This window comes from Pseudomonas sp. BT-42-2 (genome assembly GCF_025847435.2).
Lineage (GTDB): Bacteria > Pseudomonadota > Gammaproteobacteria > Pseudomonadales > Pseudomonadaceae > Aquipseudomonas > Aquipseudomonas urmiensis.
In genome coordinates this window covers 266,953-289,041 of record NZ_JAOYTM010000008.1, presented here as the reverse complement: position 1 = coordinate 289,041, position 22,089 = coordinate 266,953, and the positions used below count along the sequence as shown (strand labels likewise).

Annotated in this window: 17 protein-coding genes; 3 read left to right on the top strand and 14 right to left on the bottom strand. The window is 61.5% G+C overall.

The window, feature by feature from the left end; genetic code table 11:
* Positions 1 to 9 precede the first annotated feature (9 nt).
* The 3 genes from OIU19_RS09725 to OIU19_RS09715 form a co-directional block, all read right to left on the bottom strand.
* Positions 10 to 2,433 carry a TonB-dependent receptor gene (locus OIU19_RS09725; protein WP_264234829.1) on the bottom strand — a complete coding sequence of 808 codons (2,424 nt, stop codon included), beginning with the start codon at positions 2,431 to 2,433 and terminating at the stop codon, positions 10 to 12.
* A gap of 108 nt (positions 2,434 to 2,541) precedes the next feature.
* On the bottom strand, positions 2,542 to 3,504 hold the full coding sequence (locus tag OIU19_RS09720; protein WP_264234828.1) for a FecR family protein: 963 nt from the start codon (positions 3,502 to 3,504) through the stop codon (positions 2,542 to 2,544).
* A gap of 17 nt (positions 3,505 to 3,521) precedes the next feature.
* The gene (locus OIU19_RS09715; RefSeq protein ID WP_264234827.1) at positions 3,522 to 4,010 is read right to left on the bottom strand and encodes a sigma-70 family RNA polymerase sigma factor; all 489 of its coding nucleotides are present in this window, start codon (positions 4,008 to 4,010) and stop codon (positions 3,522 to 3,524) included.
* Between the two features lie 685 nt (positions 4,011 to 4,695).
* Between OIU19_RS09715 and OIU19_RS09710 the strand changes: the two genes are divergently transcribed.
* Positions 4,696 to 5,859 carry a type III PLP-dependent enzyme gene (locus OIU19_RS09710; RefSeq protein WP_186554069.1) on the top strand — a complete coding sequence of 388 codons (1,164 nt, stop codon included), beginning with the start codon at positions 4,696 to 4,698 and terminating at the stop codon, positions 5,857 to 5,859.
* A gap of 102 nt (positions 5,860 to 5,961) precedes the next feature.
* On the opposite strand, the gene OIU19_RS09705 is transcribed toward OIU19_RS09710, so the two are convergent.
* From OIU19_RS09705 to OIU19_RS09690, 4 genes are all read right to left on the bottom strand, one after another.
* Complete coding sequence (locus tag OIU19_RS09705; RefSeq protein ID WP_264234826.1) at positions 5,962 to 6,495, bottom strand: hypothetical protein; 534 nt, start codon at positions 6,493 to 6,495, stop codon at positions 5,962 to 5,964.
* A 288-nt stretch (positions 6,496 to 6,783) separates the two neighbouring features.
* The gene (locus OIU19_RS09700) at positions 6,784 to 7,305 is read right to left on the bottom strand and encodes a hypothetical protein (protein WP_264234825.1); all 522 of its coding nucleotides are present in this window, start codon (positions 7,303 to 7,305) and stop codon (positions 6,784 to 6,786) included.
* Positions 7,306 to 7,358: 53 nt separating this feature from the next.
* Positions 7,359 to 8,129 carry a tetratricopeptide repeat protein gene (locus tag OIU19_RS09695; protein ID WP_264234824.1) on the bottom strand — a complete coding sequence of 257 codons (771 nt, stop codon included), beginning with the start codon at positions 8,127 to 8,129 and terminating at the stop codon, positions 7,359 to 7,361.
* Between the two features lie 2 nt (positions 8,130 to 8,131).
* Positions 8,132 to 8,812, bottom strand: a complete 681-nt coding sequence (locus OIU19_RS09690; protein WP_264234823.1) for a Fe2+-dependent dioxygenase — start codon at positions 8,810 to 8,812, stop codon at positions 8,132 to 8,134.
* 219 nt (positions 8,813 to 9,031) lie between these two features.
* On the opposite strand from OIU19_RS09690, the gene OIU19_RS09685 reads away from it, so the two are divergent.
* Both OIU19_RS09685 and OIU19_RS09680 read left to right on the top strand, forming a co-directional pair.
* Positions 9,032 to 11,308 carry a TonB-dependent siderophore receptor gene (locus tag OIU19_RS09685; protein WP_264234822.1) on the top strand — a complete coding sequence of 759 codons (2,277 nt, stop codon included), beginning with the start codon at positions 9,032 to 9,034 and terminating at the stop codon, positions 11,306 to 11,308.
* Positions 11,309 to 11,414: 106 nt separating this feature from the next.
* Positions 11,415 to 13,970 (top strand): sulfite reductase flavoprotein subunit alpha, encoded by a 2,556-nt coding sequence (locus tag OIU19_RS09680; protein WP_264234897.1) that lies wholly within the window; start codon positions 11,415 to 11,417, stop codon positions 13,968 to 13,970.
* A 137-nt stretch (positions 13,971 to 14,107) separates the two neighbouring features.
* Here OIU19_RS09680 and OIU19_RS09675 read toward each other — a convergent pair whose 3' ends face one another.
* The 7 genes from OIU19_RS09675 to ispG all read right to left on the bottom strand — a co-directional run bounded on the left by OIU19_RS09675 (position 14,108) and on the right by ispG (position 22,087).
* Positions 14,108 to 14,899: an amidohydrolase gene (locus OIU19_RS09675; protein WP_264234821.1), complete on the bottom strand. Its 792-nt coding sequence runs from the start codon at positions 14,897 to 14,899 to the stop codon at positions 14,108 to 14,110.
* Positions 14,887 to 16,035 (bottom strand): pyridoxal phosphate-dependent aminotransferase, encoded by a 1,149-nt coding sequence (locus OIU19_RS09670; RefSeq protein ID WP_264234820.1) that lies wholly within the window; start codon positions 16,033 to 16,035, stop codon positions 14,887 to 14,889. The genes OIU19_RS09675 and OIU19_RS09670 overlap by 13 nt, the downstream gene beginning before the upstream one ends.
* A 222-nt stretch (positions 16,036 to 16,257) precedes the next feature.
* Positions 16,258 to 17,724, bottom strand: coding sequence for a ribosome biogenesis GTPase Der (der, locus tag OIU19_RS09665; protein WP_264234819.1), 1,467 nt, complete (start codon positions 17,722 to 17,724; stop codon positions 16,258 to 16,260).
* A gap of 115 nt (positions 17,725 to 17,839) precedes the next feature.
* Positions 17,840 to 18,982, bottom strand: coding sequence for an outer membrane protein assembly factor BamB (gene bamB / locus OIU19_RS09660; RefSeq protein WP_186554079.1), 1,143 nt, complete (start codon positions 18,980 to 18,982; stop codon positions 17,840 to 17,842).
* A gap of 1 nt (position 18,983) precedes the next feature.
* Entirely contained in the window at positions 18,984 to 19,625 is a 642-nt protein-coding gene (locus OIU19_RS09655) for a tetratricopeptide repeat protein (RefSeq protein ID WP_186554080.1), read from the bottom strand.
* Between the two features lie 38 nt (positions 19,626 to 19,663).
* On the bottom strand, positions 19,664 to 20,953 hold the full coding sequence (gene hisS, locus OIU19_RS09650; protein ID WP_186554081.1) for a histidine--tRNA ligase: 1,290 nt from the start codon (positions 20,951 to 20,953) through the stop codon (positions 19,664 to 19,666).
* Between the two features lie 24 nt (positions 20,954 to 20,977).
* On the bottom strand, positions 20,978 to 22,087 hold the full coding sequence (ispG, locus tag OIU19_RS09645) for a flavodoxin-dependent (E)-4-hydroxy-3-methylbut-2-enyl-diphosphate synthase (RefSeq protein WP_186554082.1): 1,110 nt from the start codon (positions 22,085 to 22,087) through the stop codon (positions 20,978 to 20,980).
* Between the last annotated feature and the right edge of the window lie 2 nt (positions 22,088 to 22,089).

The window sequence follows — 22,089 nt, the reverse complement described above, 5'->3', positions numbered from 1 at the left end:
CCGCCTAGGTCAGAACCCGACGCTAGCCTGCACATAGAATGTGCGCGGCTCGCCCAGGTACAACCCCGAGTTGTTGTCGCTGGAGCGGGTGTAGTACTGCTTGTCGAACAGGTTCTTGACCCCGGCTGCCAACTTCAAATTGGACATCTGCGGCCCAAAGTCATAACCACCGCGGGCATGCCAGGTTACGTAGCCAGGAATGTCACCATACTGTCCATCGGCACTCGGCTCGGTGATGTAGTCGCCATTGAAGCTACCGTCGTTGTTGATGCCGGTGCCCGGCGCACGCTGCTTGGATTGGGCGAAAGCGTCCAGATTCCAGGTCCAGCGATTGACCTGGTAACGCAGTCCGGCAGTAGCCACCTGGCGCGAGTAGAACGGCAAGTCGCGCCCCTTGAATCCGGGAATCTCGCCTTCATACGTGGCGCGGGTATAGGTGAAGCCAGCATTGGCCGACAGGCCTTCCAGGCGTGGATCAAGCCCGGCCAGATCATAGCGCAGCGAGGCCTCGATACCCTGGTGCTTGGTCGCGCCGAGGTTGGTCCAACCCACGTCATTGCTGATGTACTGCAGCTCATCGTCGAAGTCGATGTAGAACGCGGTCAGCTCACCGGCAAAGTTGCCGTTGTCATAGCGCGTACCGATTTCGTAGGTCTTGGCCTTCTCGGGTTCCAGTCCATTGGCGGTGCTGTTACCAGTGCCACCCTGGCCGAGCTGGAAGTACTGCAGGCTGCCGAACGAGGTCTCGTAGTTGGCGAACACTTTCCACGCATCGGAGAGGTGGTACATCACGCTCAATGCCGGCAGCGGCTCGTTACTGGTAATACTGCGATTCTTCTCTGGCACCGGTTTGCCGTTGGCGCCGAGCACCGGGCGATCACGCCAGTCGGTGTTGATGTGCTCGAAGCGGATGCCAGGGGTGATGGTCCAGTTGCCCACATCGATCTTGTCGTCGATGTAGTAGGCGCTGGCCTCGGTGCCACCGCTACGGTCCTGGAATACATGGCCATCGGAGGTAGGCGTTGGGGTCGGCACATTGTCGATCAGTTCCAGACGGGTCGACTGCTCACGCATGGCTTCTTTCAGGTAGCGATAACCGACGCTGACTTCCTGGGTAGTGGGGCCGGCGAAGAAGATCCGCGACACACGCGGCTCGATCGCGAAGGTGTGGTAGTTGCGCGGATACGACGACAAGGTTTTCTGGTCACGCGAAGCGATGGCGCTGCCGCGGAAGCTGTCGGTGTAGTAGGTCAGCACTTCGAACTGGGTGGCGTCATCGATCTGCCGCTGCCATTTGAAGGAGACATCTTTGCGCCGACCTGCAAAATAGTCGTAGTCCCGCACCGACTGGTACGGGTCACTGTCGAACTGCGCCTGGGTCAAACCACCGGGCATATCGGCGCGGCCGTCGTAGTAGTGAAAGTTGAGCCAGAACTCGTCGCTGTCGGTCGGCGCCCAATGGGTCTTGAGGATGACGTCGTCGATATCGTTGCCGTTGTTGCTGCTGCGATAGCCATTGCCGTTGACCCCGGTGTACAACAAGGCCACCCCCATGCCGTTGTCGGCGGTGCCCCCGGCGAACGCCGATTCGGTGTGTTTCCAGCCGCCATGGCGGGAGGTTTCCAGGGTGGTGGACAACTCGGCACTGGCCTTCTGGGGGATTGCCCGGGTAACGAAGTTGATCACCCCGCCGACGTTCTGCGGCCCGTAGCGCACCGAGCCTGCACCGCGCACCACGTCAATGCTGTCGAGGTTGCCCGAGGAAATCGGCGCCATCGACAGCTGCGGCTGACCATAGGGGGCGAAGGCTGCGGGGATGCCGTCGATCAACACGGTCGAGCGCGGCGACAGGCGCGAGGTCAGGCCGCGCACGCCGACGTTCAGCGACAGGTCGCTGCCGCCCGTGCCGTTGGAATCCTGCACCTGCACCCCGGGGATGCCGCGCAGTACATCGCGCACGTTCATCGCGCCCTCTTCGACCATCGCTTCACGGCGTACCACGGTGCGCGCGCCGGGGTGGTTCTGCACAACGCTTTGCTGCGCATCGCCCAGCCAGTCGCCGACCACCTTCACATCAGTAGGCGCCAGCTCCAGGCTGCCGGTGGTCAGGGTGCCGGCGCTCTGCGCCGGTTTGACCACCACGGTGTCCTGGGAAATCTCGTAGGTCAGGCCACTGCCCTGCAGCAATTGTTGCAACGCCTGCTCGGGCGCCAGGCTGCCGGACACGGCGGGTGCCTGCTTGCCAGCTACCAGCTCCGGGCTGAAGAATAACTGCAGGTTGGTCTGCTGGCCCAGCTGGGCCAGGGCCGAAGACAGCGGCTGGGCTTGGATCTGGATGGCAGCAGGCGCCTGTTCGGCATTGGTGTGGGCAGAGGCGGCACTGACCGCCAGGGCCAAGGCCAGAGAGCGAAGCTTGGGCTTATTGTTTTTCACGTCGTCGAATGATCCTGAATGTCGGGACAAACGCCAACTGCACGCAAATGTAAATGCTTGGCAGTTGCAGCTGGCGGGGAAGACGAACGAGCGAAAAAAAACCTGAATCTATTTCGCGATTATTTCACTGGAGCCATCGTCATGGGTCTTGATGGCCACCGGCAATATACTCGGCAAGGCGCGCAGCAGGGCGTCTGGATCATCAATGCTGAAGGTACTGGAAAGACGCAGATTGGCCACTTTGCCAGGGGTTACCCGCAGCGGCTGGGCGCGATATCGGGACACCTCGCTAACCACTTGCGCCAAGGTAGCGTTGTCGAACACCAGCTTGCCTTGGCGCCAGGCGGTCAGTGCGCCAGCATCGATCGCATAAGGCGCGGCGACCGAACCCTGGGCATCGATGTGCGAACCTTGGCCGGCCGTCAGCTGGGCCATTGACTGGCCTGTACCCTGCACGCGTACCGAGCCCTGCTCCACCGCGACCCTTGTGCGCTGTGGATCCAGGCGTACGTCGAAGCGGGTGCCGGTGACGGTGACGCGGCCTTGGCTGGTCTGCACCACGAACGGTCGGGCAGTGTCATGAGCTACGGTGAACATGGCCTCACCAGCGTCCAGTACCACGTGGCGCTCAGCTGGGCTGAACTCGACCTTCAAGTGCGTGCCGCCATTGAGCTCCACGCGCGAACCATCCGGCAGCTCGAGCTGGCGCCGCTCACCCAATGCGGTCTGGTAATGCTCGTGGGTATTGAGCCGTTGGTAGTGCCAGCCGCTCCAGCCCAGTCCCAGCGCCACCACCGCCACGCTGGCAGCCAACGCCTGGCGCACCAAGCGCCGCCGCGGCAGCTGGCGAACCGGGTCGGGCTGGCACAGGGCCTCCAAGCGTTGACCGGGAATCAGGTCAGCGGCCAGCCACAACTGACCAAGCAACTGGTACTCGGCACGGTGACGCGGGTCAGCCTCGAGCCACTGGCGCAGTTGCGCCTGCAGGCCAGCATCGTGCTGCGCATCCTGCACGCGGGCGAACCATTGCGCCGCCTGCTCGGCTACGGGATCAGCGCCGTGCTGTTTCATCGAAAGGGCCTCTTGACTCATCTGGTCGACACATCCAGGTGCTCACGCAGATGTCGGAGCGTGCGGATCATATACTTTTCGACCATGTTCTTGGTCAACCCCATGCGCTCGGCAATCTCCGCCTGGCTCAGCCCCTCGATTTTCTGCCAGATGAATACTTGCCGGCAATTGAGCGGCAGTTCAGCCAACGCACGCTCGACGCTGGCGGCCAGCTCCAAGGCATGCACGTAGGCCTCGGGGTCGCCGCTGGCAGCGACGCCGTCGTCGAACACTTCATGCGCCATGGCCTGGCGTCGATCCTCGCGGCGAAAGCCGTCCACGGCAATGTTGCGCGCGGTCTGGTGCAAATAGGCGCGCGGCTGCTCGACCTGCTCGCGCGGGTTTTCAAGAACCCGCACAAAGGCGTCATGGGTGAGATCTTCGGCCTGCTGGCGATTGCGCAGCTTGCGCGTCCAGGTGCCGATCAGCTCATGGTAATGGTCGAGAAAGCCTTTATGTCCAGACACGATCTAGGTCGTCAGGGAGGCAAGATGAGGTCGCGAATAGTAATGTTTCTCATCAAAGCCGGCAATCGACGTTTAGCCAGGCCGACCAAGCGTCTACCCGAGGCCTCGGTAACAAAAAATTTATGGGGAATTTCATCGCTAAAGCCGCGCGCTTTATGTGGCCATAAATATGAACACTTGGCCCTTGCCTACACCTGATCAAGCGGAGATCGCCGAGAGACCGGCTGGATCTTTTCGTGGCTAAGCCCACTCTTCCATTCCCCTGCCATGGGCACATTGGCAGATCGCCGCGAGCCCGATGGGAGCGGGCTCGCCTGCGAACAAGCCAACGCGCTATTCCACAATATTTAACGCTGCAAAGCCCTCAGGGAACATCTGCCGGTCATACGAGTCGGTTATTCAAGTGACTGCTCGTCGATCCACGACGAACACGTCGGGATTGCCTGTTGATCTTGCCGGGTTCACGCCCTAAAGTGCGCGCCGAACGTCCATGCTGGAAACGATCCATCCGGCTCAAGTACTGACGACGAGACAGCAAGGTCATCCGCAGCTCCCTACCTGGGCACGGTTGACCTTTTTGCTTTCGGCGACATGCCTTGGGAAGTAGGCGAACCAAAGTGGGGATACGGAGGGCGTTCAGTTTGCAGCCACTTTCTTTTTCAGTTTGCCCATGGAGTCCCTGAGCATGTCGATCCAGGTCGAAGACTATTTCGCACGCGACACCTTCCAGAAAATGAAGGCGTTCGCCGACAAGCAAGAAACCCCGTTCGTACTCATCGACACCCAGATGATCAGCCAGGCCTATGACGACCTGCGCGCCGGTTTCGAGTTCGCCAAGGTCTACTACGCGGTCAAGGCCAACCCAGCCGTGGAGATCATCGACCTGCTCAAAGACAAGGGCTCGAACTTCGACATCGCCTCGATCTACGAGCTGGACAAGGTCATGGGCCAGGGTGTCAGCGCCGATCGCATCAGCTACGGCAACACCATCAAGAAATCCAAGGACATCCGCTATTTCTTCGAGAAGGGCGTGCGCCTGTTCGCCACCGATTCCGAAGCCGACCTGCGCAACATCGCCAAGGCCGCCCCGGGTTCGAAGGTTTACGTGCGTATCCTCACCGAGGGTTCGACCACTGCCGACTGGCCGCTGTCGCGCAAATTCGGCTGCCAGACCGACATGGCCATGGACCTGCTGATCCTCGCCCGCGACCTGGGCCTGGTGCCATACGGCATCTCCTTCCACGTCGGCTCCCAGCAGCGCGACATCAGCGTGTGGGACGCCGCCATCGCCAAGGTCAAAGTGATCTTCGAGCGCTTGAAGGAAGAAGACGGCATCGTCCTCAAGCTGATCAACATGGGTGGCGGCTTCCCGGCCAACTACATCACCCGTACCAACAGCCTGGAAACCTACGCCGAAGAGATTATCCGCTTCCTCAAGGAAGACTTCGGTGACGACCTGCCGGAAATCATCCTCGAGCCGGGCCGTTCGCTGATCGCCAACGCCGGCATCCTGGTCAGCGAAGTGGTGCTGGTCGCGCGTAAATCGCGCACCGCCGTCGAGCGCTGGGTATACACCGATGTGGGCAAATTCTCAGGCCTGATCGAAACCATGGACGAGTCGATCAAGTTCCCGATCTGGACCGAGAAGAAGGGCGAGATGGAAGAAGTGGTCATCGCCGGCCCGACCTGCGATAGCGCCGACATCATGTATGAGCACTACAAGTATGGCCTGCCGCTGAACCTGGCCATTGGTGATCGCATGTACTGGCTGTCGACCGGTGCCTACACCACCAGCTACAGCGCTGTGGAATTCAATGGATTCCCGCCGCTGAAGGCCTACTACCTCTGAAACGAACCTGGGCGCGGGTGAAGACCCGCGCCCAGGCAGTTACCGGACCGTGCGCACCTCAAACCGAGGCCGAAGGAAACTGCAAGGCCACTCATTGCTACCTTAGCGATACTTTACGTCTTTGATAGCCTTGAACATAAAGTGCGAGGCGTTTTCACTCGCCGTTAACTGCAAGTACGTAAAGGGCGAGTAATGAACAAGCCTGACAAACTTAGCCTGGGCTACATTCCACAGCTTGAATACTGCACGGGGTTCGCCTTCATATTCCCTCACCTCGCCGGTATAGATCAAATCCCATTGGGCGCTTTTACCAAAGTCCTCAGACTTTTCCCAGAAGTCTGAAGCGAGATAGGGATAATCACGTTCGTCATAAAGAAGTATGTCGTCTTTAAAACCCGCGAAATCAGTCGCACAGGTAATATAAGTCCGCATCTTCTCCCGATAGGGGCTGATCACCTGAAAACTAAATTCCAGGGTATTGACTTGAAACGCACGCGTTCCACCCTCCGTTACCAGGCGACCATTATATCCCGGCAGCCAATGGTCATTCCTGGTGATAACCTTGACCGGGCGAACCTCTTCACCCACCTGGTATAGCACTGCGACAAACGAGCGAACAAGGTTGTTATCCGACATGACAATGCTCCTGACCCTGAACTGGTAATCGCACTTCTCGTAGGAACCAACTCAGGCAATGATCGTGGGGGACGAGAAGTGAGTTCAAGCATGAGACGAAGCACTAAGGCATTTAATCCTGAACAATTTCCCTACTGCACCGCGCGCTGAATAAGACGCGCCGAGACAGTTATCAAACCTGCTATTTTTTAACTGACTGCAAAACAAAAAAGCACACACCGAACAGGTCGGTGTGTGCTTACCGCGCAGCGAGCGATCTCGTTACATCGCCGACGCATCAGTCACAACTTACAGAGGCGCATCGACGCCCATCCGGATGATCTCAACCTCAAATACTGCAGCCGGCGCCACGTCAACACAGAGATAGCTGGCCATACGTCCGGTGCTCCAGGCAGCCCTGTCCCAGTAAATACCAATCGCTTTGTCAGCCAGCGTAGTAATACGAACTTGCGATCCACCTACTTGTTGCAGGCGCCACAGCGGACCCGCAGTAGCTTTGTGCTCATAGAGACCCAGGTATCCATTGGTACTGACATCTACCCGGCGGTTGAACAGCGGATGGGCGTTGTTACCGGTCCACAGACGGATCTCATACGCATCCTCGCCGCCAGCCTGCTGCACTGCGCCGAACCACAGGGTCAGCGGCTCTCGATCCTGGCGCGATGTGGTCAGCCACTCGCTGGAGTGCCAGAAGGTATTACCGTTGTAACCTGGGCTGTATTCCCAGCGCCCGACCGGCCCCGGGTACTGGGTGTTCACTACATTCAGGCGAGCGATGAAGGACTTCTCGGTGATATAGGACTTGGCCATGGTGCAACTCCGTTGGATGAGTCAGCACAGCATGGCTATTGTCCCTGGCCCCTTTAAGACTGTAGGTTTTCCCCGGCAGACTCTCGGCGCCGGATCTCATCGGCATAGGCCAAGGCATCGGTGGCGAGCAACGCACCAGCACCCTGCAAACTCTGCAAGGCTGTGCGCAGAAACTTCATATTGCCCTGCGCGCGTGCTCGCTCAAGCCAGGGCGCCGCCGCCAGTACATCGCCGCGTTCGACCAGCACCATCGCCAGGCTGAACATCCCGCGAAAATCTCCCGCCTCGGCCGAGCGCCGATACCAACGCAGGGCGCGCGCGGGGCTGGCAGGTGTGGCAATGCCCTGTTCCAGGTAACGACCCAGCAGGTTCATCGACTTGGCATGGCCCAGGTGCGCCGCCTTTTCGTAGCACGCCAAGGCCAACGCCTGGTCCTGCTCGACACCGCGTCCGGTCGCGAGCAGATTACCCAGGTTGTACATCCCCCAGTCCAGGCCGGCATAGGCCGCAGCCTGATATGCCAGCGCCGCGCGCGGCAAATCCACCTCGCCGCCCCAACCCTGCTCCAGGCAGCGCCCGAGCATGTTGTGCGCCATGGAGCTGCCAGCTTGCGCAGCAATCGCAAACCACTGCCGGGCAAGCGGGACATCACGTTCAATACCGCGCCCATCGAGCAGAATCTGACCGAGCAGCAATTGCGCTTCAACCACGCCCTGCCCCGCCGCGGCCAGAATCGCCTGGGCGGCTTGGCTAGGGCTGTGCACGAGCATTGCTTGCAGGCCCGCCACATCCACCACGTCTTCGCGCCGCAGCTGGTAGGTCATGCTCAAACCTCCGCCCAGCGTCGCAGCAGGTTGTGATAAGTGCCGGTCAGTTGCAGAAGTGAGGGGTGCTCGGGCACGTCGGCGGTCAGCTGGCGAATGGCGTTGTCCATCTCGAACAACAATGCCCGCTGGCTATCTTCGCGCACCAGGCTCTGGGTCCAGAAAAACGCCGCCAGGCGCTGCCCCCGGGTAACCGGGTTGACCTTGTGCAGACTGGTGCCGGGGTACAGCACCAAGTCACCGGCTGCCAGTTTGATCTGCTGCACACCGTAGGTGTCGTGGATCACCAGCTCACCACCGTCGTAGCTGTCGGGGTCGCTGAGGAACAATGTCGAGGACAGGTCGGTGCGTATTCGCTCGGCACTGCCTTGCGGCTGACGCAGGGCGTTATCGATGTGCAAGCCGAAATTGTCCCCCTCGCGGTAACAGTTGATCAGCGGGGGAAACACCTTGTGCGGCAACGCCGCTGACATGAACTGCGAATTGCGCCAAAGACGTTCGATCAACGCCGCGCCGATTTCCTTGGTCAAAGGGTGCGCCTCAGGCAGCTGCAGATTGTGCTTGGCCTTGGCCGACTGGTATCCCGCGGTGATCCTGCCGTCCGCCCAATCGGCGTGCGCCAGCGCTTCACGAATACGCGACAGCTCATCAGCTTCGAAAAGGCCAGGGATGTGAAGCAACATGGTGGCGGCACCGTAGGCTGGAGGGGCAGCAATGATATTGATTCCCTTTTACTCGCCACAAGCCCCGTTTGCCGGACATGACGTACGAGACCGGAAAATCCGTAAGGATAAATTGTAAAGATTGTAAATTTGTAGCGAATGGAAACGCTTCTCAATTGTTACTTACATTTGCTTACACTACCATCCGCGGCCTTCATACCTTGGGGAAGGCCCATCACAATGCGTCCTGTGCCATCTGCTGTGAGCTCACCACGTCTGCTGACTTGCGCCATCGGCGTTGCCATCAGCGCTACCTCCGCCTATGCCGCCGACCCTGCCGGCAGCCATGCCGTCACCCTGGATGCGACCAGCATCAACGGCAAGGTCGAGCAAGCCAATACCGACTACAAGGCAGACAAAGTCTCCTCGCAGAAGTACACCGCACCGTTGGTGGACATCCCACGCTCAGTCACCGTGGTCCCGCAACAGGTCATCAAAGACACCAATGCCCTGAACCTGCAAGACGCCTTGCGCACCGTACCGGGGATCACCATGGGCGCTGGCGAAGGCGGCAACCCTTCGGGTGACCGGCCGTTCATTCGCGGCTTCGACAGCCAGAGCTCGATGTATCTCGATGGCGTGCGCGACACCGGCTCGCAGACCCGCGAGATCTTCGCCGTAGAATCGGTAGAAGTCGCCAAAGGCCCCAACTCGGCGATTGGCGGACGCGGCGCGGCTGGCGGCACCATCAACCTGGTGAGCAAGCGCGCCCACCTGGGCAACTCGACCGAAGGCGCCTTCACCTGGGGTTCGGACCAGACCAAACGCTACACCTTCGATGGCAACTATCAGTTCCTCGACAGCGCCGCGTTTCGCCTGAACCTGATGAGTCACGAAAGCAATGTGGCCGGTCGCGACGAGGTCAACTACGACCGTTGGGGGGTAGCCCCTTCGCTGGTATTCGGGCTGGGCACCGACACCCGCCTGAACCTGGATTACTACCACGTCGAAAGCGACGACTTGCCCGACTCGGGCGTGCCTTACAGCCTGCGCTCCGGCAGCTCGGCCAATCGCACCTCGGCCAACCCCGACAAGCCGACCCATGGCGGCGGTCACAGCAGCAACTACTACGGCCTGGTCGACCGCGACTTCTACAAGACCCGCGCCGACATCGCCACCATTGCCATCGAGCACGACCTGAGCGACGCGCTGACCCTCAAGAACACCCTGCGCCATGGCAACACCCTGCAGGACTACATCTACAGCCAGCCGGATGACAGCAAGGGCAACATCCTCAACGGTGAAGTCTGGCGTCGCCCGAACAACCGCGTGGCCAATACCCGCACCACCACCAACCAGACCGATCTGTTTGGTGAGGTCTACATCGGCGGTTTCAAGAACACCTTCTCCACCGGTATCGAGTTCAGCCGCGAGGCTTCGGTCAAGACCGGTTATGACGTCACCGGCTTCGCGTCGGGCCAGTGCTCCACTGCCACCGGGCAGATTTCCGGTGTCTGCACCTCGTTCCCCAATCCCAATCCCAATGAGCCTTGGGATGGCAGCGTGGCGCGCAACGACCTGGGCGCCGACACCACCGGCAACACCCGTGCGCTGTACCTGACCGATACCCTGGAGCTGACGCCAGAGTGGCTGCTGACCATGGGCCTGCGTTACGACCACTTCGACACCAAGGTCAAGAGCCGTGCGCTGACCAAGGGCAAGCTGACCTACTTCAAGACCGAAGACACCAGCGAGTTCGTCACGGGCCAACTCGGCCTGACCTGGAAGCCAGCCGAGAACGGCAGCGTCTATGTGTCCTACGCCACCTCCGCCACCCCGGCGGGCGCCTCGCTCGGCGAAGGCTCGGACGGCAACCCACTGCTGACCGCCACCACCAGCAGCGAGCTGAAGGCCGAAGAGACCACCAACTACGAAATCGGCACCAAGTGGGACTTGCTGCAAGAGCGTCTGTCGCTGACCGCGGCGATCTTCCGCACCGAAAAAGACAACGCGCGGGTGCTGGTTGATGCCGACACCTACCAGAACGTCGGTAAAACCCGCGTCGACGGTCTGGAGCTGAGCGCCACCGGTAAACTCACCAACGACTGGCAAGTGTTCGCTGGCTACACCTACATGGACGCCAAGCTGGTCGATGGCGGCGCGCAAAAAGTCGGCACGGCGATTATCGACGGCTACAACGATGGTAATCAGTTGCCCAACACGCCGAACAACAGCCTGACCCTGTGGACCACCTACAGCCTCACGCCCAAGCTGACCATCGGCGGTGGCGCCTTCTATGTCGATGACGTGTTCGGCAACACCACCAACAGCGTGATGGTCGATTCCTACTGGCGCTATGACGCGATGGCCAGCTACAAGCTGACCAAGAACATCGACCTGCAACTGAACGTGCAGAACCTCACCAACGAGGTCTACTACGACAAAGCCTACGGTGCGCACTATGCCAACCAGGCTGCCGGTCGTACGGCGTTGCTGACCACCAGCGTGCACTTCTGATAATGAAGTAAGCCCAAGCCCCGTTCATTGCAGTTGAGCGGGGCTTTTGCGTAGCAAGGCATAATGCACGCCGTGCGGACTTGAGCGGCAAGACAAGGTGATCGATGTGGTGAAGAAGTCGCTGTTCCAATTGCACTGGTTCTTTGGCATCACCGCTGGCCTGGTGCTGGCACTGATGGGCACCACCGGTGCCATCTGGTCGTTCCAGGAAGAACTGCTGCGCCTATTCAACGCCGAGGTGCTCAAGGTTCAGGTACGCCAAGAAGGCGTATTACCGCCCGCCGAGCTGGTGCGCCGGGTCGAGGCCGCGCAGGGCGACAAAGTGTCGATGCTGTGGGTCGATACTCGCGAAGGCAACGCCGCGCGGGTCTTCTTTACCCCGCCGCCCGGCCAACGCCGCGGTGAACTGCACTATGCCGATCCTTACACCGGCGAGCTCAAAGGTGAAGTTGCCGGACAGGACTTCTTCAACCTGATGCTCAACCTGCACAGGTTCCTGACCATTGGCGACACCGGTCGGCAGATTACCGGTGCCTGTACCCTACTGCTGATTTTCTTCTGCCTTTCCGGCCTGTACCTGCGCTGGCCGCGCAAGGCACTAAATTGGCGGACCTGGCTGACCCTCGACAGGGCCAAGAAAGGCCGCGCCTTCAACTGGGACCTGCACGCCGTCGCTGGCACTTGGTGCCTGCTGTTCTACCTGCTGTTCGCCCTGACGGGCTTGTTCTGGTCCTACGAGTGGTATCGCGACGGCCTGAACAAACTGCTGGCCGACGCCCCCGCTACCGGCGAGCCACACAAGCGCGGCGAAGGCCGTGGCCGCCATGGCCCGCAGAAAGTCGACCACAACGCACCTCCCCTGGTAGTCGACTACGATGCCATCTGGAGCAACCTCAAGAATGCCGCCGGCCCAGGCCTGACCACCTACAACCTGCGCCTGCCGCCAGCCGGTGGCCAGCCAGCGACGCTGTTCTACCTGCTCGAAAACGCCGCGCATGAGCGCGCCTTGAACACCATTACCCTTGACCCCGCCACTGGCCAGATCAAGCGCCTGGAGCGCTACGCCGACAAGTCGTTCAAGGCACAGTTGCTGCAAAGCGTGTATGCCTTGCACGTGGGCAGCTACTTCGGCTTGCCGGGGCGCATCATCGTCACCCTCGCCAGCCTGAGCATGCCGCTGTTCTTCGTCACCGGCTGGCTGCTGTACCTGGACCGCCGCCGCAAGAAGCGCCAGGTCCGTGCTGCCCGTGGCACTGTCGACAACGCTTCGAACGCGGCTGACAGCTGGTTGATCAGCTTTGCCAGCCAGAGCGGCTTTGCCGAGCAATTGGCCTGGCAGAGCGCAGGCCAATTGCAGGCCGCCGGCTTGTCCGTGCAAGTACGTGCCCTGGGTGAATTGGGCGAACAAGACCTGCGCCAGGCGCGCCGGGCCTTGTTCGTGGTCAGCACCTTCGGCGACGGCGAGGCGCCCGACAGCGCCCGCGCCTTCGAACGCAAAGTGCTCGGCCAAGCCTGGCCACTGGAGCACCTCGACTACGCCCTGCTCGCCCTCGGCGATCGCCAGTACCCGCACTTCTGCGGTTTTGCCCGGCGGCTGCAAGCCTGGCTAGGCGAACGTGGCGCCAGCAGCGCCTTCAGCCCAATCGAAGTCGACAACGCCGATCAGTCCGCCTTGCAGCAATGGCAGCAAGCGCTGGGGCAATTGACCGGTGCGCAGCCGGTCAGCGCCTGGCAGCCGCCGAGCTTCGCTAACTGGACGCTGGTCCGTCGCCAGCTGCTCAACCCGGGCAGCCAAGGCCTACCGGTCTATCTGATTGGCCTGCAACCTGAGGCCCCGGCCAGCTGGCAAGCCGGTGACCTGGTAGACATCCTGCCGCGCAACGGCCAGCCACGGGTCGAGGCCTTCCTCAGCGGCTTGGGGCTGGACTGCGAAACGCGGGTGCAGCGCGATGGCCTGAGCGAGACCCTCGCTCAGGCGCTTGCCAGCCGGCAACTGCCGGTCAGCCGCGAACACCTGGTGGGCCTGCATGCACAGGCGCTGATCGATGCCTTGGTACCCATCGGCAGCCGTGAATACTCGATTGCCTCGATTGCCAGCGATGGCGTGCTGGAGCTGATCGTGCGCCAGGAGCGCCATGCCGATGGCAATCTTGGGCTGGGTTCGGGTTGGCTGACCGAGTACCTGCCGGTGCAGGGCAGCGTCAGTCTGCGTCTGCGCCGTAACAGTGGCTTCCATCTCCCTGAAGGACCGGCGCCGCTGATCCTGATTGGTAACGGCACCGGCTTGGCGGGCCTGCGCAGCTTGCTCAAGGCGCGGATCAGCGAGGGCGAACAGCGTAACTGGCTGCTGTTTGGTGAGCGCAATCGAGCTCAGGATCTGCTCTGTGGCGATGAGCTACAAGGCTGGCTGGACAGCGGCGATCTGCAACGGCTGGACCTGGCATTTTCGCGGGATCAGGCAGAAAAAGTCTATGTCCAGGATGTGTTGCTGCAGCAGGCTCAAGCGCTGCGCCAGTGGTTGGCTGACGGCGCTTGTGTGTATGTCTGCGGCAGTTTGCAGGGGATGGCTGCGGGGGTGGATGCGGCGCTCAAGGGCATTCTGGGCGATGAGGCGGTGCAGCGGCTGGTGGAGGATGGGCGGTATCGGCGGGATGTGTATTGATCAAGGTATGAGGTAGCGCCCTCTGGCCCTATCGCGGGACAAGCCCGCTCCCACGATCGAGCAGGTCGTGCCGGAGCGGCGGTTCGCCGCTCCGGCATGCCCGTGATAGTGCCGGCGCTGTCGAAACATACGTTCAATCAATGCAATTCGAAGGTATCGGCATCCAGGTTCGCCGGAAAACGCGTGCGATAGGCCGCCAGATCCGCCGCGCGCAGGACCACGGGAAACACCCCATCCGCCTCCCCGGCGTTCATCAGGCTCTCACCCTGGAAGTCGAGCACCTGGCTGTCCCCGGAATAGGCAAAGCCCTTGCCATCGGTGCCTACCCGGTTCACCGCCGCCACATAGCACAGGTTCTCGATCCCGCGCGCCGGCAACAATCGGTTCCAATGCTGGCGCCGCGCTGCCGGCCAGTTCGCGGTGTACAGCAACAGGTCGGTATCCTGGGCATCGCGGCTCCACACCGGGAAGCGTAGGTCGTAGCAGATCAGCGGGCGAATCCTCCAGCCCTTGAGCTCGAACTGCACCTGACGTTCACCCGGGGTGTAGTACTTGTGCTCCCCCGCCATACGGAACAGATGGCGCTTGTCGTAATGCAGGATCTCGCCATCCGGGCGCGCCCACAACAGTCGGTTGCGGTGGCTGCCATCGGCAGCCTGGATGATCACACTGCCGGTGATCACCGCCTCGATTTTCTTCGCTTGGGCCTTGAGCCACTTATAGGTCGGGCCGTGTTCAGGCTCGGCCAGGGCCTCGGACTCCATGGAAAAACCCGTGGTGAACATCTCCGGCAGGATCACCAGGTCGGCGCCACGCGCCTGCTCCAGCAACACCTCGAAATGTGCATAGTTGGCTTCGCGGTCGTGCCAGGCCAGGCTGGTCTGCACCAGGGCGATGTTCAGATTGGGCAATGCAGTCAGATCGCGCATAGTTTCTCCGCCGCCTGTCGCAGCGTCTCCTCACGTTTGGCAAAGCACAGGCGCACCAGGCGTTGCTCGGGGATAGGTCGCTGGTAGAACACCGACACCGGAATGGTCGCAACGCCGTGCTCACGGGTCAGCCACAGAGCCATGTCGACGTCGTTCAGGTCCGGGCGGATCTGCGAATAGTCCACCAGCTGGAAGTAGGTGCCGGGGGTGCGGGTAAAGCTGAAACGCGAGCCCTGCAACAGGTCGCAGAACACGTCGCGTTTGCCTTGGTAGAAGCCCGGCAGCTCATCGATGTGCTCAGGGTGCTCGGCCATGAAGTCAGCCAGCGCGCACTGCAGCGGCGTTACCCCGCAGAAGTTTACGTATTGATGGACCTTGCGCAGCTCGGCGCTCAATGCGGGTGGGGCGATCACGTAGCCGGTCTTCCAACCGGTGACATGGTAGGTCTTGCCGAACGAGCTTATGACGAACGCGCGCGCGTAGAGCTGCTCGTGGGCCAGGACACTGGCATGGCGTACGCCATCGTAGACCAGGTGCTCATACACCTCATCGCTGACCAGGTAGATGTCGCGTTCGGCAATCAGCTGGGCCAGCTGGTCGAGGTCTTCGCGGCTGATCAGCGCGCCGCTCGGGTTGTGCGGTGAGTTGAGGATGACCATCCGCGTGCGCGGGGTCAGTGCGTCGCTGAACTTCTGCCAGTCGATACGAAAATCGCCATCGCTAAGCTGGACGTGCACGCAACGTCCGCCAGCCAGCTCCACAGAAGGTTCGTAGCTGTCGTAGGCAGGGTCGAACACGATCACTTCGTCACCGGCCTGGATCACCGCCTGGATAGCACAGAAGATCGCCTCGGTGGCGCCGGGGGTGATGGTCACCTCGTGATCAGCATCGACCTTCACTCCGTACAGCCGGGCAACCTTGGCTGCTACCTGCTGGCGCAAAGCTGGCAGACCAGTCATCGGCGCGTACTGGTTGTGGCCGGCGGCCACGTGCCGGCCAACGGCATCAAGCAGCGCCTGCGGGCCGTTGAAGTCAGGGAAACCTTGGGAAAGGTTCAGCGCACCGGTCTGGACTGCCAGTTGCGACATGGTGGTGAAGATGGTCGTGCCGACGTTCGGCAGTTTGCTGCGGATCATGGAGCCCTCTTTCCTGGGGTGTATCCGGCACGGGATGGAGTCCGAGCATAGCGGATCGAGCAGTCAGGAAAAAGGTTGAAACAATAAGGGAATGTATTGGCGCCGCTGCGCAGGCAAGCCCGCGCTCACAAGGGCCGCGCGAACTTCAGATCTACGCTGTTGCTGTGGGAGCGGGCTTGCCCGCGATGGGCCGCAAAGCGGCCCCAATTACGCGAAACGAGCTTACTTACGCTTGTCCTTGCGCTTCTTCTCGGCCTTCTTGTGGTGCGACATCAAGCGGCGCTTCTTGTTGACCTGACGGTCGGTGAGGGTGTTCTTGTTACCCTCGTACGGGTTCTCGCCCCCCTTGTACTCGATGCGAATTGGCGTACCGACCAACTTGAGCACCCGGCGATAGGTGTTTTCCAGGTAACGCGAGTACGAGCGCGGGATCTTGTCGGTCTGGTTGCCGTGGATGACGATCAACGGCGGGTTGGCACCACCGAGGTGGGCATAACGCAGCTTGATCCGACGACCATTGACCAGCGGCGGCTGGTGCTCGCTGACCGCGTCTTCAAGGATCTGGGTCAGGCGGCTGGTCGGCCAGCGGGTGACCGCCGACTTGAACGCGGCCTGCACCGACTTGTACAGGTTGCCCACGCCCGTGCCATGCAGCGCGGAGATGAAGTGAATGTCGGCGAAGTCAACGAAGAACAGCCGGCGCTCAAGCTCAGTCTTGACGTAGTCACGCTCGCCCGGCTGCATGCCATCCCATTTGTTCAGGGCGATGACGATGGCGCGGCCAGCTTCCAGGGCAAAGCCCAGCAGGTTCAGGTCGTGGTCGACCACCCCTTCGCGGGCGTCCATGACGAAGATCACCACGTTGGCGTCCTTGATCGCCTGCAGCGTCTTGACCACCGAGAACTTCTCGACTTCTTCATGAATCTTGCCGCGCTTACGCACCCCGGCAGTATCGATGAAGGTGTACTTCTCGCCATCGCGCTCGAACGGGATGTAGATACTGTCGCGGGTGGTGCCCGGCTGGTCGTAGACCACCACGCGCTCCTCGCCGAGCATGCGGTTGACCAGGGTCGACTTGCCGACGTTAGGGCGGCCGATGATGGCGATCTTGATGCCATCCTTCTCGCTTGGGCCAGGGATGCGCACGGCCTCTTCGCCTTGCGCCACTTCCTGGTCGAGCGCTTCCTCTTCCTGGTTACGCGGAATATGGCCGAGCACAGATTCCATCAGGGCGTTGATGCCACGGCCCTGGGAGCCGGCCACCGGAATCGCATTGCCCATGCCCAGCGGCGAGAACTCGGCGCGGGCCACATCGGCATCGATGTTGTCGATCTTGTTGGCAACCAGGATGGCCGACTTGTTGCGCTTGCGCAGGTGCTCGGCAATCATCTGGTCAGCGGCGGTCATGCCCGCGCGGGCGTCGACCAGGAACAGCACATAATCGGCTTCTTCGATGGCCATCAGCGACTGCTCGGCCATCTTCTCGTCCATGCCGACTTCATCACCGGTGATACCACCGGTGTCGATCAGGATGTACGAACGACCCTGCCACATGGCGTCGCCATACTGGCGGTCACGGGTCAGGCCCGACAGGTCGCCAACGATGGCGTCACGGGTTTTGGTCAAACGGTTGAACATGGTGGACTTGCCGACGTTCGGCCGCCCCACCAGGGCGATTACGGGAACCATACGGCTCTCCACTCGTGAATTCTTGAAAATGCAAAGGCCGCTGCGAAGCAGCGGCCGGAGTTCGTGCGGCGCTTCGTGCGCCGCGGCTCGAGGCCGCAAGGCCTCAAGCATAGCTTCAGCGGATGGTCAGTGCCTGGAGCTTGCCGCTGTTGCCGAAGACATAGATGGTGTCACCGACCACCAGAGGGCGGGCACGCAGACCATCACTGTCGATACGCTCACGGCCAACGAAGCGACCATCGACCTGGCTGAGCAGGTGCAGGTAGCCTTCGAAGTCACCGACAGCGACGTAGCTGGAGAACACTTCCGGCGCCGACAGCTGACGGCGAGCCATGGAATCGTTGCTCCACAGAGCGCTGGAGGAGCGCTCGTCAACGCCTTCTACGGTACCCGAGGCCTCGCTGACATAGACGTTGCCAAAGCCCTGGGCGACACCCACATAGCTGGAGGCATCACGCTGCCACAGTACCCGGCCGCTTTCCAGATCCAGGCCCGCAACGCGACCCTGGTAGGTGCTGACGTACAGGGTACCACCAGACAGCAGCAGACCGCCGTCGATATCCACTACCCGGTCCAGCTCCGAACGGCCTTGCGGGATAGCTACGCGGCTTTCCCACACGGGCACGCCGTTCTGGGTATCCACGGCAATGACCTTACCGGTCGACAGGCCAGCGATGGCCAGGCGATTGGTCACGATCGGTGCACCGGTACCGCGCAGGGTCAGTACCGCCGGGGTGCTTTCGTAGATCCAGCGACGATCACCCGTGGCGGCATCGAGGCCGATCAGGCGGTCGTCCTGGGTCTGCACCACCACAACGTCACCGTTGTTGGCAGGCGGCGCCAGCACTTCACTGGTGACGCGGGAGCGCCAGCGCTCCTCACCGGTGCTGCTGTCCAGGGCAATCACTTCACCTTTGAGGGTGCCGAGCATAACCAAGCCGTAGCCTACGCCGACGGCGCCGGAAACCGGCAGCTCCAGATCCTTCTTCCACACAACGTCGCCGTTGACGCGGTCCAGGGCCATCACCAAGCCGTTGACGTCAGAGGCGTAGATACGGTCGTTCTCGATGGCCGGGACCAGGGTGTTGTAGGTCTCACCCTGACCGTCACCGATCGAACGGCTCCACTGCTTCTTGAGCACCACTTCTTCGGTGAACTTGGTCAGCTCGGCCGGAGGCAGTTCCTTCTTGCTGTTGCTGCTGCAACCCGCGGCCAGTACGGCCAGGGTCAGCACTGCTGCTTGTTTCCAACCGATCACGTCAAGCGTCCCCTTTGGCCAGGTCGTCCAGCTTCAGTTGCAGGCCTCCGACCGCTGCTTCATCAGACAGCGCGGCCTTGGCTTTTTCGTATGCATTGTGGGCATCACCGGCACGACCGAGCTGTACCAGCAGGTCGCCCTTGAGTTCTTCGCGGCTGGCCTGGAAGGCTTTGTCAGCATCGCCGTCAAGCAGCTTGAGGGCGTCTTCGGCCTTGTCCTGGGCAGCCAGGACCCGCGCCAGACGCTGGCGCGCTATTTCGCCCAGGGTGGCATCGGCCGGCTTGTCCAGCACACTCTTGAGTTCGCTGGCGGCATCGTCGAGCTTACCGCTATCGACCGCCACTTTAGCCACGAACAGGCTGCCGTATTGGGCATAGGCGGTGCCGGCGAATTCGCTCTTGAGCTTGCCAGCCAGTTCCGCGACCTTGGCCGCATCAGGTTGGCCAGTAGGCGTCAGGCTGGTTTCCAGCAGGTTCTGGTACAACACAGACGCGCCCTGCGACTGATTATTCTGGTACTTGTGCCAGGCCTGCCAGCCCATCACCAGGGCAGCAGCCAGCAGGGCGCCGGTCAGCAGCGGCTTGCCGTTGCGGTCCCACCAGTCCTTGACCGCAACCAGGCCATCATCATCGGTACTCGACACCCCAATACTCCTATTCAGCAATTCGGCTGTTTGACTGCTTACGCTTGCGCGAGAGCAGCTTGCAGGTGCTCGGCCAGAGCATCCCAGGCAATGTTCTGTTGTTCGCCCTGGCCACGCAGGGGCTTGAAACCTACCACTTGTTGCGCCAGTTCGTCGTCACCCATGATCAGGGCGAACAGCGCGCCGCTCTTGTCGGCTTTCTTGAACTGGCTCTTGAAGCTGCCGCCACCGGCGTTGACCGCCAGGCGCAGGCCGGGCACTTGGTCACGCAGGGTTTCGGAGAGCTTCAGGCCCGCCAGCTCCGCCTGCTCGCCAAAGGCGCACAGGTACAGGTCGATCTGGCGGCTGATCGACTCGGGCACCTTGCCCAGTGTCTCGAGCAGTAGGATCAAGCGTTCGATACCCATGGCAAAGCCCACACCCGGGGTCGGCTTGCCGCCCATCTGCTCAACCAGGCCATCGTAGCGACCACCGGCACAGACAGTGCCCTGGGCGCCGAGCTTGTCGGTGACCCACTCGAACACGGTCTTGCTGTAGTAGTCCAGGCCACGCACCAGCTTGGTGTTGATCACGAACGGAATACCGGCAGCGTCCAGGCGGGCCTTGAGGCCCTCGAAGTGCAGGCGCGATTCTTCGTCCAGGTAATCTTCCAGCTTCGGCGCACCGACCAGCACCGCTTGGGTGCCTTGGTCCTTGCTGTCGAGGATGCGCAGTGGGTTGCTTTTAAGGCGGCGCTGGCTGTCTTCGTCGAGCTGCTCCAGGCGCGCCGAGAGGAACTCGACCAGCGCGTCACGGTAGCGGGCACGGGCTTCGCTGGTACCCAGGCTATTGAGTTCAAGCTTGACCGCGTCCTGGATGCCCAACTGGCCCCACAGGCGCCAGGTGAGCATGATCAGCTCGGCGTCGATGTCCGGACCGTCGAGGTTGAACACTTCCACGCCGATCTGGTGGAACTGACGGTAGCGGCCTTTCTGCGGGCGCTCGTGGCGGAACATCTGGCCGATGTACCAAAGCTTCTGCACTTGGCCATTGCCCGTGATGCCATGCTCGAGCACTGCACGTACGCAGGCGGCGGTGCCTTCGGGACGCAGGGTCAGCGAATCGCCGTTGCGGTCCTCGAAGGTGTACATCTCTTTTTCGACGATGTCGGTGACTTCACCGATCGAGCGCTTGAACAGCTCGGTGAACTCGACGATCGGCGTGCGGATCTGGCTGTAGCCGTAACCGTCCAGCAGGCCGGCCACGGTGCCCTCGAAGTAGCGCCACAGCGGCGACTGCTCAGGCAGGATGTCGTTCATGCCACGGATGGCTTGCAGCGATTTGCTCACGAAAAGTCCTTACCAATCTGTGTTTCAGCCACGGGCGATCAGCGCCGCATCGGCCTCGACCTTTTCGGCCGCTTTCTGGCGGATGAGCTTTTCCAGTTCATCGACCAGGTTGTCATTGTTCAGCTTCTGCGCGGGCTTGCCGTCGATGTAGACCAGGTTCGGTGTACCGCCGGTCAGGCCCACATGCGACTCCTTGGCTTCACCCGGGCCGTTGACCACGCAGCCGATCACCGCCACATCCAACGGCACCAGCAGGTCTTCCAGGCGCGTTTCCAGCTCGTTCATGGTCTTGACCACGTCAAAGTTCTGCCGCGAACAGCTCGGGCAGGCGATGAAGTTGATGCCACGCGAACGCAGGTGCAGCGACTTGAGGATGTCGTAGCCGACCTTCACTTCTTCAACAGGGTCTGCGGCCAGGGAAATACGAATCGTATCGCCAATGCCTTCGGCCAGCAGCATACCGATGCCGACGGCGGATTTCACTGTCCCCGAACGCAGGCCGCCGGCTTCGGTGATGCCCAGGTGCAGCGGCTGGACGATCTGCCGGGCCAATTGGCGGTAGGCTTCGACGGCCATGAACACGTCGGACGCCTTGACGCTGACCTTGTAGTCCTGGAAATCCAGGCGGTCGAGGTGCTCGACATGGCGCAGCGCCGACTCGACCAGCGCGGCTGGGGTCGGTTCGCCGTACTTCTTCTGCAGGTCCTTTTCCAGGGAGCCGGCGTTGACACCGATGCGGATCGGGATACCACGATCACGCGCGGCATCGACCACCGCGCGTACGCGGTCTTCGCGGCCGATGTTGCCGGGGTTGATGCGCAGGCAGTCGACACCCAGTTCAGCCACGCGCAGGGCGATCTTGTAGTCGAAGTGGATGTCGGCCACCAGCGGCACGCTGACCAGCTGCTTGATACGGCCGAAGGCTTCGGCGGCGTCCATGTCCGGTACCGAGACACGGACGATGTCGACGCCAGCATCGACCAGGCGCTGGATCTGCCCGACCGTGGCGGCGACGTCATTGGTATCGGTGTTGGTCATGCTCTGCACCGCGATGGGCGCATCGCCGCCCACCGGCACATTGCCGACCCAGATTTTCCGGGATTCGCGACGTTTGATCGGAGATTCGCCGTGCATGA